This is a genomic window from Bartonella saheliensis (assembly GCF_902162175.1).
Genome location: NZ_LR607204.1, coordinates 1 through 13,596 on the forward strand (window position 1 = coordinate 1; position 13,596 = coordinate 13,596).

A 13,596-nucleotide genomic window follows, 5' to 3' on the forward strand; every position below is an offset into this window, starting at 1 on the left:
TTAAAGCGGAAGCTTACATTTTGACGAAAGATGAAGGAGGTCGTCATACGCCCTTTTTCACGAATTATCGTCCTCAGTTTTACTTTCGTACCACAGATGTTACGGGTATTGTGACGCTTCCAGAAGGGACAGAAATGGTTATGCCCGGTGATAATGTTGCAATGGATGTGTCCCTGATTGTTCCGATAGCCATGGAAGAGAAGCTTCGTTTTGCTATTCGTGAAGGTGGTCGTACTGTTGGTGCCGGTATCGTTTCTAAAATCATTGAATAAATAATGCTTGTTGAAAGGTTCCCAAAGGTGTTTTAGTTTTAAGAGTTAGGGGTATAGCTCAGTTGGTAGAGCGGCGGTCTCCAAAACCGCAGGTCGCGGGTTCAAGTCCTGCTGCCCCTGCCAAAGGGGAGTGGAATTTTAAATGTTAGGGGGCGAATCTTACTGTCTTTTTCGCTTTTTTTTATCTAGGGCTTGTTTTTTTGTGAGTGAAACGCTATTGAATAAGAAGTAGAGAAATTGCATCAGTCTGGAAGTTGGCTTTTGCATTTTTTTCGTATTTATTTTTTGGATAACACACAATAGGACTATATAAAACATAATAGGACTAAAAGAGAGTGTAATAGGCTAGAGAGAGTATAGTGTGACGAAGGTATCTAAAACCAATCCAATTGCCTTTTTGAAGCAGGTTTATGCAGAAACAGTTAAAGTAAAGTGGCCTACCCGTCGCGAGACAGTTATTTCTACTGTTATGGTTTTGTTGGTGACGGCATTAGCTTCAGCTTTCTTTTTTATTGTGGATCAGGTTATGCATTTTAGTGTTTGGCGGGTTATTGATCTTCTGAAATATCTTTTTGGTTGAGAATGTAAGGAAGTGTGACTGTGGCGGCTCGTTGGTATATTGTTCAGGCATATTCAAATTTTGAAAAGAAAGTAGCGGAAGCTATTGATAAGGAGTCGAAGCAAAAAGGGCTTGATCATCTATTTGAAAAGATTTTTGTTCCAACGGAGCGTGTTGTAGAAGTTCGTCGTGGACGCAAAGTTGATACTGAACGGAAATTTTTTCCTGGTTATGTTCTTGTTCGTGCTGAATTAACTGATGAGGTTTATCATCTTATTAAGAATACGCCTAAAGTGACAGGTTTTTTAGGATCGGATGCGCGTCCTGTTCCCATTTCTGATCGAGAGGTTGAGCAAATTCTCAAACAAGTTCAGGAAGGGGTTGAATCTCCGAAGTCTTCTGTGTTGTTTGAGGTTGGAGAGCAAGTTCGCGTTGCTGATGGTCCTTTTGTTTCGTTTAATGGAATCGTTCAAGAGGTTGAAGAAGAGCGCTCTCGTCTTAAGGTTGAGGTGCTCATTTTTGGGCGTCCTACGCCTGTTGATTTGGAATTTGGTCAGGTTGAAAAACTCTGATGAGACTTAGAGTAGTTTTAATTACTTTAAGGAAGGAGTGGGAGGTGATTTATGGCTTTTGTCGGCTTAATGACCCGAACCACATGGCTGCAGCGGGTAGCAAGCAAGATAAATTGTTAGCATCCCGGTGAATTTGAAGGCAGATTATTATGGCAAAAAAAAGTATAGGTCAACTCAAGTTGCAGGTTCCTGCAGGGGCTGCTACTCCATCTCCACCGATTGGTCCAGCTCTTGGGCAACGTGGTATTAATATCATGGAATTTTGTAAAGCGTTTAATGCGGCGACACAAGAAATGGAAAAGGGCGCACCAATTCCAGTTGTTATTACGTATTACCAAGATAAGTCTTTCACGTTTTCTCTCAAGACACCTCCTGTGTCATTCTTTTTAAAGAAAGAAGCGCAGCTGAAATCTGGTTCAAAAGAGCCTGGCAAAGTGTCTGTAGGGAGCATCTCTCGCGATAAAATTCGTTTGATTGCAGAATCAAAGATGAAAGATCTTAATGCGAATGACATTGAGGCAGCAATGCGTATGGTTGAGGGTTCTGCGCGCTCAATGGGCTTAGAAGTGGTGGGCTAATATTATGGCAAAAGTAGCAAAGAGAATAAAAAATATCCGAAAAGATATTGATTTTAATGAACTTTACGCTTTAAAAGATGCTGTTTCAATGGTTAAGGAGCGTGCCGTAGCTAAGTTTGATGAAACAATTGAAATTTCAATGAACTTGGGTGTTGATCCTCGTCATGCTGATCAGATGGTTCGAGGTGTTGCTCATTTGCCGAATGGTACGGGACGAAATATTCGTGTCGCCGTTTTTGCTCGTGGAGATAAGGCTGAGGAAGCTAAGGCTGCTGGAGCTGATATTGTAGGGGCAGAAGATTTGTTTGAAAGCATTAATGGGGGAGTGATTAACTTTGATCGTTGTATTGCAACACCAGACATGATGCCCCTCGTTGGTCGTCTTGGTAAGATTCTTGGTCCGCGGAGTTTGATGCCAAATCCAAAAGTTGGGACTGTGACACTTGATGTTGCCAGTGCTGTCAAAGCTTCTAAAGGTGGTGCTGTCGAGTTTCGCGTTGAAAAAGCTGGTATTGTGCATGCTGGTATTGGAAAGGCTTCTTTTGGCGTTGAAAAAATCGTAGAAAATATTAAAGCCTTTGCAAGTGCAGTTATAAAAGCAAAACCGCAAGGCGCAAAAGGTGAGTATATTAAGCGCGTTGCTGTTTCTTCAACGATGGGGGTTGGTGTTAAAGTTGATCCAGCAACGGTTCGTTCAGAGTCAGTATAAGCTTATTGATAATTTTTTTGAGGTAAGTGACGATCAAAATTATATTTTAGATGTCGGTTTTGTCCGGCATTTAGCCATCTAAGCTTTATAGAGCTTAGGTTGTACCGGGAGAAATTCCGGAATATCCTGTCCGAGATTGTAGGTGATGTTTTAAGCATCTTAATCAAAAAAAGCCTGCATGAGACTGGGGTAAAAAACTGAGAGTTAAAAGACTTAAAGGGTTTGAGCCAGGGTTGCCTTTGAACGCTGTGCGTGAAAAAGGGGACAGGATCCTCATCGGTAATGTAAGTATTTTATGTTATCAAAGGTAACCAACAGGTTTGTTTAAAAATAAATCTGTTAAATGGAGAGAGACAGTGAATAGAGCGGAAAAACGCGAATTTGTTACATGGCTTAACGAGGCTTTTCAAAAGTCTGGTTCTGTTGTTGTTGCACATTATTCCGGTCTGACAGTTTCACAGATGAACGATTTGCGTTCGAAAATGGGTGAAGCTGGCGGTGCCGTTAAAGTCGCCAAAAACCGTCTTGCTAAAATCGCTCTTCAGGGCACGGAATCTGAATCGATAATGGGTTTGTTTACAGGACAAACACTTATTGCTTATTCAGAAGATCCAATCACAGCACCGAAGGTTGCTGTTGATTTTGCAAAAAGCAATGACAAATTTGTCATCCTTGGCGGTTCAATGGGGGCAACAAGTTTAACTGTAGATGCTGTGAAGTCATTGGCTTCATTGCCTTCATTAAACGAGTTGCGGGCAAAACTTGTGGGTATGATTTCTACTCCTGCAACCCGTATTGCACAGGTTGTTAATGCACCTGGTGGACAAATTGCACGTGTCATTAGCGCATATGCTCAGGAGGATAAGGCGGCTTAAGGCTGTTTATTCACGTTGATGGAAGAGCTTTCATGCTTTTCTGTTTTTTTTGAATAAGTTTTAATAATGGTTTGAATCTTTTAACTAAAGGAATTTTAAAATGGCTGATCTAGCGAAGATCGTAGAAGACCTTTCTAATCTAACTCTTTTGGAAGCTGCTGAGCTTTCTAAGTTACTTGAAGAAAAGTGGGGTGTTTCGGCTGCTGCTCCTGTAGCTGTCGCAGCTGTTGCTGGTGCTGCTGCTCCAGCTGCTGAAGAAAAAACAGAATTTGATGTTATTCTTGTTGAGGGTGGCGCACAGAAGATTAATGTGATTAAGGAAGTTCGTGCTCTTACTGGACTTGGTCTTAAAGAAGCGAAAGATCTTGTTGAAGGAGCACCGAAACCTATTAAAGAAGGCGCTTCTAAAGAAGAGGCAGAAAAAATTAAATCTCAACTTGAAGCTGCTGGTGCTAAAGTTGAACTTAAATAAAGTTAATTTTATCGGCGGACATTTATGTTCGCCGATTTTCTTTCTCTAAAAAGAGAAAAAGTAATGAGTAAAAAAACCTTTTGCCAAAGGTTTAATCGCAATAGTGGGTATAGGGTTTGGCACCCATCCCTTATTATAGCGTCAAGTCGATGAAAGGCTTGTTTTGGTGGGGAAAGTTAACGATGCTCATTATTGGGTGTCAAGTGAACTGGTCTGCATATGCAGGTTAATGATATAAGGCTTTCAAGGTTGGTCTACCTTGAAGAGTAACAATCAAGGAGCGACGATGGCTCAGACTCACGCAATGATGTCTCAATTCAATGGTCGTAAGCGGGTACGCAAATTTTTTGGTAAGATTCCTGAAGTAGCAGAGATGCCGAATCTTATTGAAGTTCAAAAAGCGTCATATGATCAGTTTCTCATGGTTGAGGAACCGAAGGGTGGACGACCAGATGAAGGTTTGCAAGCTGTTTTTAAATCGGTATTTCCCATTTCCGATTTTTCTGGTACAGCTATGCTTGAGTTTGTTGGTTATGAATTTGATTTACCCAAATTTGATGTTGAAGAATGTCGTCAACGTGATTTAACTTATGCAGCTCCATTGAAGGTGATATTGCGTTTGATTGTTTTTGATGTTGATGAGGATACTGGCTCCAAAGATATCAAAGACATTAAAGAGCAGGGCGTTTATATGGGCGATATGCCTTTAATGACCGCCAACGGTACCTTTATTGTTAATGGTACGGAGCGTGTTATTGTTTCTCAGATGCATCGTTCTCCTGGTGTCTTTTTTGATCATGATAAGGGCAAATCCCATTCATCGGGAAAGCTTCTTTTTGCGGCTCGTGTTATTCCATATCGTGGTTCTTGGCTGGATATTGAATTTGATGCTAAGGACATCATCTATGCGCGTATTGATCGGCGGCGCAAGATACCTGTTACCAGTCTGTTAATGGCATTAGGTATGGATGCCTCAGATATTTTGTCGACGTTTTATGACAAAGTGACTTATGAGCGTGATGGAGAAGGATGGCGTGTTCCTTATTCTGTTGATCGCTTTAAAGGAATGAAGCTCATTTCTGACCTTATAGATGCAGATAGTGGTGAAGTTGTTGCGGAAGCTGGTAAAAAACTAACAGTTCGTACTGCGAAGTCTTTGGCAGAAAAAGGACTCAAGTCGGTTAAAGTTAATGAAGATGATTTATTAGGGTGTTATCTTGCTGAAGATATCGTCAATTACGAGACAGGTGAGATTTACCTTGAAGCCGGCGATGAAATTGACGAAAAAGTATTAAAGATTTTGCTTGATGTTAGCGCTGATCAAATCAATATCCTTGATATTGATCACATGAATATTGGTGCCTATATCCGCAATACTTTAAAAGTGGATAAAAATGAAAGTCGACAGGATGCATTGTTTGATATTTACCGAGTAATGCGTCCAGGTGAGCCCCCAACAATCGATACAGCGGAAGCAATGTTTCATTCATTGTTTTTTGACCCAGAGCGTTATGATCTTTCAGCCGTTGGACGTGTTAAGATGAATTTGCGTATGGATCTTGATTGTCCAGATACCGTTCGCGTTTTACGTCAAGAGGATATTCTTGCTGTTGTTAAGATGTTGGTTGAATTGCGTGATGGTCGTGGTGAAATTGATGATATTGATAATCTGGGTAATCGTCGTGTTCGTTCCGTTGGGGAGTTGATGGAGAATCAATATCGCATTGGTTTGCTGCGTATGGAGCGTGCGATAAAAGAGCGTATGTCATCAGTTGAAATTGATACAGTTATGCCGCAGGATTTAATCAATGCAAAACCTGCTGCTGCAGCTGTTCGCGAGTTTTTTGGGTCTTCACAATTGTCGCAATTTATGGATCAAACCAATCCATTGTCGGAAATCACCCATAAGCGCCGTCTTTCTGCTCTTGGTCCAGGGGGATTGACTCGTGAGCGTGCGGGGTTTGAAGTTCGTGACGTTCATCCTACGCATTATGGTCGTATTTGTCCGATTGAAACACCAGAAGGTCCTAATATCGGCCTCATTAACTCCTTAGCAACATTTGCGCGGGTTAACAAATATGGCTTCATTGAAAGCCCGTATCGTAAAATTATTGATGGTAAAGTCACCAAAGAGGTTATTTATCTTTCAGCGATGGAAGAAGCAAAGCATTATGTTGCTCAAGCGAATTCTTCATTAGATAGTGAAGGCCGTTTTATAGAAGAGTTTGTTGTTTGTCGTCATGCTGGTGAAGTTTTAATGGCACCGCGTGATCATGTTGATTTGATGGATGTTTCACCAAAACAGTTGGTTTCTGTGGCAGCCGCGCTTATTCCGTTTTTGGAAAATGATGATGCGAATCGTGCGCTTATGGGATCGAACATGCAGCGTCAAGCTGTTCCTCTTGTACGCGCTGAAGCGCCATTTGTTGGTACGGGAATGGAATCCGTTGTTGCACGCGATTCAGGAGCAGCGGTGAGCGCAAAACGGAGTGGTATTGTTGATCAAGTGGATGCGACCCGTATTGTTATTCGCGCAACAGAAGATTTAGATCCTTCAAAATCAGGCGTTGATATTTATCGTTTACAAAAATTTCAGCGTTCTAATCAGTCCACTTGTATTAATCAACGCCCTCTTGTGCATGTCGGTGATCGGGTAGAAAAGGGGGATATCATTGCAGATGGTCCATCCACGGATCTTGGTGATTTGGCTCTTGGGCGGAATGTTCTTGTCGCTTTTATGCCTTGGAATGGATACAACTATGAAGATTCCATTTTGTTGTCTGAGCGCATTGTTGCCGATGATGTGTTTACTTCAATTCATATTGAGGAGTTTGAAGTTGCTGCGCGTGATACAAAACTTGGGCCTGAGGAAATTACCCGCGATATTCCAAACGTTGCGGAAGAAGCCTTAAGGAATCTTGACGAAGCTGGCATTATTTATATTGGTGCTGAAGTTCAACCAGGTGATATTTTGGTTGGAAAGATTACACCAAAGGGTGAAAGCCCCATGACGCCAGAAGAAAAGCTTCTACGTGCAATTTTTGGTGAAAAGGCATCAGATGTTCGTGACACTTCTATGCGTATGCCTCCTGGGACGTTTGGTACTGTTGTTGAGGTTCGCGTTTTTAATCGCCATGGGGTGGAAAAAGATGAACGTGCTATGGCCATTGAACGTGAAGAAATTGAGCGTTTAGCAAAAGATCGTGATGATGAACAGTCGATTCTTGATCGAAATGTTTATGCGCGTCTTACCGATATGTTAACAGGTAAAGTCGCTGTAGAAGGTCCGAAAGGCTTTTCGGAGAGCAAAAAGCTTGATAGTACGGTAATGGGACGTTATCCACGTTCGCAGTGGTGGCAATTTGCTGTTGAGGATGAAAAGCTTCAAAATGAAATTGAAGCTTTGCGCAAGCAATACGATGAATCAAAAGAAGCATTACAACGTCGCTTTATGGATAAAGTTGAAAAGGTCCAAAGAGGTGATGAAATGCCTCCTGGTGTCATGAAAATGGTAAAGGTTTTTGTGGCTGTAAAACGCAAAATCCAACCCGGTGATAAGATGGCGGGACGTCATGGGAATAAGGGTGTTGTCTCACGTATTCTACCTGTAGAAGATATGCCATTTCTTGAAGATGGAACGCATGCAGATATTGTTTTAAATCCCCTTGGTGTGCCAAGTCGTATGAATGTTGGGCAAATTCTTGAGACGCACCTTGGTTGGGCATGTGCCGGAATGGGCAAAAAGATTGGTGATTTGTTAGAATTATATCAAGAGACTGGTGATATACTTCCTTTACGTCAACGTATTGAAAATCTTATGCCTGATGATAATCATAATGAACCTGTGCGTCAGTATGATAACGAAAGTCTTTACAAATTGGCACTTCAGATGAAGAAAGGAGTTTCAATTGCAACGCCTGTTTTTGATGGAGCCCATGAGTCTGATATCAATATGATGCTGGAAGATGCTGGTCTAGATAGTTCAGGGCAGGTTACGCTTTATGATGGTCGTACGGGAGAACCCTTTGATCGTCCAGTAACAGTAGGGTATATTTACATGTTGAAATTGCATCATCTTGTTGATGATAAGATTCACGCACGTTCTATTGGTCCCTACTCACTTGTTACACAGCAGCCATTGGGAGGTAAGGCACAGTTTGGTGGTCAACGTTTTGGTGAAATGGAGGTTTGGGCTCTTGAAGCTTATGGTGCTGCATATACTTTGCAGGAGATGTTGACAGTAAAATCGGATGATGTCGCTGGTCGGACGAAAGTCTATGAAGCGATTGTGCGTGGTGATGATACATTTGAAGCTGGAATACCTGAGAGCTTTAATGTGTTGGTTAAAGAAATGCGTTCACTCGCTCTTAATGTAGAGCTTGATGATGCGCGTGAACTTATTGCACAGCGTGTTTTATCTGATACGGCAGAACAATAATCCAAGGAGCGCACGAGAAAAAGGTTGCGCTCTGGTTATTTTAAGAGGCTCAATAACCTTATTTAGGGTCATACAGATCATTTTTAAAAGTAAATGTATTTTAGAGAAGATCTGTTATAAAATGAATGAGATATTACAACAGGTTCTAAGAATCTTTGAAGGAGAACAGCATGAACCACGAGGTCATGAATCTTTTCAATCCTCAAGCGCCAGCGCAAACATTTGACTCTATTCGTATTTCGATTGCGAGTCCGGAGAAAATTTTGTCTTGGTCGTATGGTGAGATTAAGAAGCCTGAGACTATTAATTATCGGACTTTTAAACCAGAGCGTGATGGTCTTTTTTGTGCACGTATATTTGGCCCGATTAAAGACTATGAATGTTTATGCGGTAAATATAAACGCATGAAATATAAGGGGATTATTTGTGAAAAATGTGGTGTGGAAGTTACTCTTTCGCGTGTACGTCGTGAACGTATGGGGCACATTGAGCTTGCAGCACCTGTTGCGCATATATGGTTCCTTAAATCGTTACCAGGCCGTATTTCTACACTCTTAGATTTAACTTTAAAAGATATTGAACGTGTTCTTTATTTTGAAAATTATATTGTAACCGAGCCAGGGTTGACATCTCTTAAACTCCATCAGCTTCTTTCTGAAGAAGAATATATGCTTGCGATTGATGAGTTTGGAGAAGATCAGTTTACAGCGATGATTGGCGCTGAAGCTATTTACGAACTTTTAGCAAGTATGGAACTCGATAAAATCGCTAATGATTTGCGTCTTGAGTTGTCTGAGACAACTTCGGAATTAAAGCAAAAAAAGTTGATTAAGCGGCTTAAGATCGTTGAGAATTTTCTTGAATCTGGGAATAAACCAGAATGGATGATTATGAAAACAATTCCGGTTATTCCACCGGATTTACGTCCATTGGTTCCGCTTGATGGTGGACGTTTTGCAACATCAGATCTCAATGATCTTTATCGGCGGGTTATCAATCGTAATAATCGTTTGAAACGGTTAATTGAATTACGTGCTCCTGGGATTATTGTACGTAATGAAAAACGTATGGTGCAAGAAGCTGTTGATGCATTGTTTGATAACGGACGACGTGGGCGTGTGATTACGGGGGCCAATAAACGTCCATTAAAATCTCTTTCAGATATGTTAAAGGGTAAGCAGGGCCGTTTCCGTCAAAACCTACTTGGAAAACGTGTTGATTACTCGGGGCGTTCTGTTATTGTGACAGGTCCTGAATTAAAATTACATCAATGTGGTTTGCCTAAAAAAATGGCCCTTGAATTATTTAAGCCCTTTATTTATGCGCGCCTTGATGCAAAAGGATATTCTTCAACTGTAAAACAAGCAAAAAAGCTTGTTGAGAAAGAACATCCAGAAGTTTGGGATATTTTGGATGAAGTTATTCGTGAACATCCTGTTTTACTCAATCGTGCGCCAACATTGCACCGTTTAGGAATTCAAGCTTTTGAACCTGTCTTGATTGAAGGCAAAGCTATTCAGCTTCATCCATTGGTATGTACTGCTTTTAATGCGGACTTTGATGGAGATCAAATGGCGGTTCACGTTCCGCTTTCTCTTGAAGCACAGCTTGAAGCTCGTGTTTTGATGATGTCAACCAATAACATTCTTCATCCAGCGAATGGTGCCCCGATTATTGTTCCCTCACAGGATATGGTTCTTGGTCTTTATTATCTTTCGATTGTTTCCGAAAAAGAACCCGGTGAAGGAATGGCTTTTTCTGATATAGGTGAGCTTCATTATGCCTTGGAAAATAAGGTCGTAACGCTTCATACGAAGATTAAAGGCCGTGTTAAGAATATTGGCAAGGATGGAAAAGAAGTTGCTAAACTTTATGATACGACACCTGGTCGCTTGATTATCGGTGAGCTTTTGCCCAAAAATCCTAATATCTCATTTGATATTGTCAATCAAGAAATGACAAAAAAGAATATTTCTAAAATGATTGATCATGTTTATCGTCACTGTGGACAAAAAGAGACGGTTATTTTTTGTGACCGTATTATGCAGCTTGGTTTTTCTTATGCTTGTCGTGCAGGAATTTCATTCGGGAAGGATGATATGGTTATTCCTGACAGTAAATCACGTTTGGTTGCAGAAACAGAAGCTTTGGCGAAGGAATACGAACAGCAATATAATGATGGTTTGATTACACAAGGTGAAAAATACAATAAGGTTGTAGATGCTTGGGGTAAATGTACAGACCGTGTTGCGGATGAAATGATGAAACGAATTCAAGCCGTCGATTTTGATCCTAAAACTGGTCGTCAACGGCCCATGAATTCAATCTATATGATGTCGCATTCTGGGGCTCGTGGCTCTGCGAACCAGATGAGACAATTGGCTGGTATGCGTGGATTAATGGCAAAACCATCGGGTGAAATTATTGAAACACCTATTATTTCAAATTTTAAAGAAGGTCTAACTGTTAACGAGTACTTTAACTCTACACATGGTGCGCGTAAAGGCCTTGCTGATACTGCGTTAAAAACGGCGAACTCTGGTTATCTCACACGGCGTCTTGTTGATGTTGCACAGGATGCTATTATTTCAGCCGTTGATTGTGGTACAGCAAAAGGGCTTACGATGCAGCCAATTGTTGATGCAGGACAAATTGTTGCTTCTCTTGGGCAAAGAATTCTTGGTCGTACAGCCCTTGTTGATATTTTACATCCTGTCTCTGGAGAGGTTATTCTTGAAGGTGGAGCGATGATTGAGGAGGCTGATGTCGCAAAGATTGAAGAAGCCGGAATTCAATCTGTTCAAATTCGTTCTGCTTTAACATGTGAAACACGTCTTGGTGTTTGTGCAAAATGCTATGGTCGTGATTTGGCGCGTGGAACACCTGTTAATCAGGGAGAAGCCGTTGGTGTTATTGCCGCTCAATCCATTGGTGAGCCAGGAACGCAGCTTACAATGCGTACTTTCCACTTAGGAGGAACAGCACAGGTTGTTGATTCATCGTATTTAGAGGCATCTTATGAAGGTACGGTGGAGATTCGTAATCGTAATGTGGTTCGTAACTCTGAAGGTCATTTGGTTGTTATGGGGCGTAATATGGCTATCCTTATCAAGGATGAGTTAGGAAAAGAACGTGTTGTGCATCGTGTTAGCTATGGTGCGCATATTTTTGTTGATGATGGTGATGTGGTTAAACGCGGACAGCGTATAGCAGAATGGGATCCTTATACACGTCCAGTTTTAACGGAAGTTGAAGGTTATGTGGGTTTTGAAGATATGGTTGATGGTTTATCAGTTACTGAAACAGCTGATGAATCTACGGGGATTACGAAACGTTTGGTGATTGATTGGCGTGCTAATCCACGTGGTGCGGAGCTCAAACCGGCTATTATTATTCACGCAGATAAAGAAGGTAAGTCCATTGCTAAGTTGTATAAGGGAGGTGAAGCCCGTTATATGATGTCAGTGGAGACTATTCTTTCTGTTGAGCTTGGTGCCCATGTTAAAGCTGGTGATGTTATTGCTCGTTTGCCAATGGAAAGTGCCAAGACAAAAGATATTACAGGTGGTTTACCACGGGTGGCAGAGCTTTTTGAAGCGCGTCGTCCAAAGGATCATGCGATTATTGCTGAAGTCAGTGGTACAATTCGCTTTGGTCGTGGTTATAAGAATAAACGCCGTATTATCATTGAACCAAATGATGAAACTCTTGAGCCAGTAGAATATTTGATCCCAAAAGGTAAGTTATTTCACTTTCAAGAAGGTGATCAAATTGAAAAAGGGGATTATATCCTTGATGGAAATCCTGCCCCTCATGATATTTTAGCGATTAAGGGTGTTGAAGCCTTGGCATCTTACCTTGTTAATGAGATTCAGGAGGTTTATCGCTTGCAGGGGGTTCTTATCAATGACAAGCATATTGAAGTGATTGTTCGTCAAATGTTGCAAAAGGTTGAAATTACTGAATCTGGAGATTCTGGTTATATTCCAGGTGATAATGTTGATCGTATTGAACTTGATGAAATCAATGATAATTTAATTGCAGAAGGAAAGAAGCCTGCATCTGGTAATCCTATTCTTCTTGGAATTACAAAAGCTTCTCTTCAAACGCCTTCTTTCATTTCGGCGGCATCATTTCAGGAAACAACACGCGTTCTTACTGAAGCGGCGGTTTCTGGCAAAATTGATACTTTACAAGGACTTAAAGAGAACGTTATTGTCGGTCGTCTTATTCCTGCTGGTACAGGTGGCACGATTTCTCAAATCCGTCGTATTGCTGCAGTTCGTGATGATTTGATTGTAGATGAGCAGCGTAAATCTAGTAATAACGAAGTGGCCAAGGCTATGTTGACAAATATGTCAGCCGAAACTATGGCTGAATAATTAAAAAAAAACCGTCACATAATATGAAAACGTCTGAATAGGAAGTTCAGACGTTTTTTTTATCTCGAAAAGTAGAAGCTACATATTTTACTGAAAATGTAATCATAAAAAAATTAAAAGATGCTTTTTTCAAGAAAAAAAGAGGATTGTCTATAATTAAAATAACAACTAGCTTAGAATTTTAAGAAAATTTTTTGATTGATATTTTCTGCAAAGATTTAAAAGGTCTTATGATGAGAATCCATGTCTTTATATTATTAGAGAGCGGGGAAGGTAGAGGATAGGGTGCTTACTAACGTTTTATAAAAACAGGTATATTTCTTATAATGATGCGGTTTATGAAAACAAAATGATAAAATGTATGAATATTATTCAATTAGAGTATTGACGTGTGGGTTTTCAATAACAGATCGGATTTTGCTTTATTATGAAGAAGAAGGTTTTTTTTATTCCTTTTCGGCGAGGAAGTATACGGCTTTATACAAACGGATTGCATAAGTTAAAAACAAATACTACCTGCTAAAAGAACTAAATTTTCATTGTTTGAAATATCTAAAATGTTGGCTATGGCTGAGATTCACCTGATGATGAGAAAAAGCTTAAGCAGTTAATTGCAGGAATTCATAAATATGAAATTTATTTCATCTATTTTTAGATAATTTTCTTTCTATTAAAAGAGATAAGTTGTGCTATCCTAACGGGTGGATGGTCTTTAACACTGCGTGAAATGTGTAAGTCA

At 40.5% G+C, this 13,596-nt stretch carries 9 protein-coding genes and 1 tRNA gene; all 10 read left to right on the forward strand.

Annotation, left to right across the window (positions count from 1 at the left end; translation table 11 throughout):
• A partial coding sequence (locus tag FS875_RS04660) for an EF-Tu C-terminal domain-related protein (RefSeq protein WP_483977068.1) occupies positions 1 to 272 on the forward strand: 272 nt, incomplete at its 5' end.
• A 47-nt stretch (positions 273 to 319) separates the two neighbouring features.
• A tRNA-Trp gene (locus FS875_RS04665) sits at positions 320 to 395 on the forward strand.
• 238 nt (positions 396 to 633) lie between these two features.
• Entirely contained in the window at positions 634 to 852 is a 219-nt protein-coding gene (gene secE, locus FS875_RS04670) for a preprotein translocase subunit SecE (RefSeq protein WP_144753714.1), read from the forward strand.
• Between the two features lie 20 nt (positions 853 to 872).
• Positions 873 to 1,403 carry a transcription termination/antitermination protein NusG gene (gene nusG / locus FS875_RS04675; RefSeq protein WP_144753717.1) on the forward strand — a complete coding sequence of 177 codons (531 nt, stop codon included), beginning with the start codon at positions 873 to 875 and terminating at the stop codon, positions 1,401 to 1,403.
• Positions 1,404 to 1,552: 149 nt separating this feature from the next.
• The gene (gene rplK / locus FS875_RS04680; protein WP_120122041.1) at positions 1,553 to 1,981 is read left to right on the forward strand and encodes a 50S ribosomal protein L11; all 429 of its coding nucleotides are present in this window, start codon (positions 1,553 to 1,555) and stop codon (positions 1,979 to 1,981) included.
• A 4-nt stretch (positions 1,982 to 1,985) separates the two neighbouring features.
• The gene (gene rplA / locus FS875_RS04685; protein ID WP_144753720.1) at positions 1,986 to 2,690 is read left to right on the forward strand and encodes a 50S ribosomal protein L1; all 705 of its coding nucleotides are present in this window, start codon (positions 1,986 to 1,988) and stop codon (positions 2,688 to 2,690) included.
• A 356-nt stretch (positions 2,691 to 3,046) separates the two neighbouring features.
• The gene (rplJ, locus tag FS875_RS04690; protein WP_144753723.1) at positions 3,047 to 3,565 is read left to right on the forward strand and encodes a 50S ribosomal protein L10; all 519 of its coding nucleotides are present in this window, start codon (positions 3,047 to 3,049) and stop codon (positions 3,563 to 3,565) included.
• 100 nt (positions 3,566 to 3,665) lie between these two features.
• On the forward strand, positions 3,666 to 4,037 hold the full coding sequence (rplL, locus tag FS875_RS04695) for a 50S ribosomal protein L7/L12 (RefSeq protein ID WP_012231477.1): 372 nt from the start codon (positions 3,666 to 3,668) through the stop codon (positions 4,035 to 4,037).
• Positions 4,038 to 4,323: 286 nt separating this feature from the next.
• Complete coding sequence (rpoB, locus tag FS875_RS04705; RefSeq protein ID WP_144753726.1) at positions 4,324 to 8,475, forward strand: DNA-directed RNA polymerase subunit beta; 4,152 nt, start codon at positions 4,324 to 4,326, stop codon at positions 8,473 to 8,475.
• A gap of 170 nt (positions 8,476 to 8,645) precedes the next feature.
• Positions 8,646 to 12,857, forward strand: coding sequence for a DNA-directed RNA polymerase subunit beta' (gene rpoC / locus FS875_RS04710; RefSeq protein WP_144753729.1), 4,212 nt, complete (start codon positions 8,646 to 8,648; stop codon positions 12,855 to 12,857).
• Positions 12,858 to 13,596 lie beyond the last annotated feature (739 nt).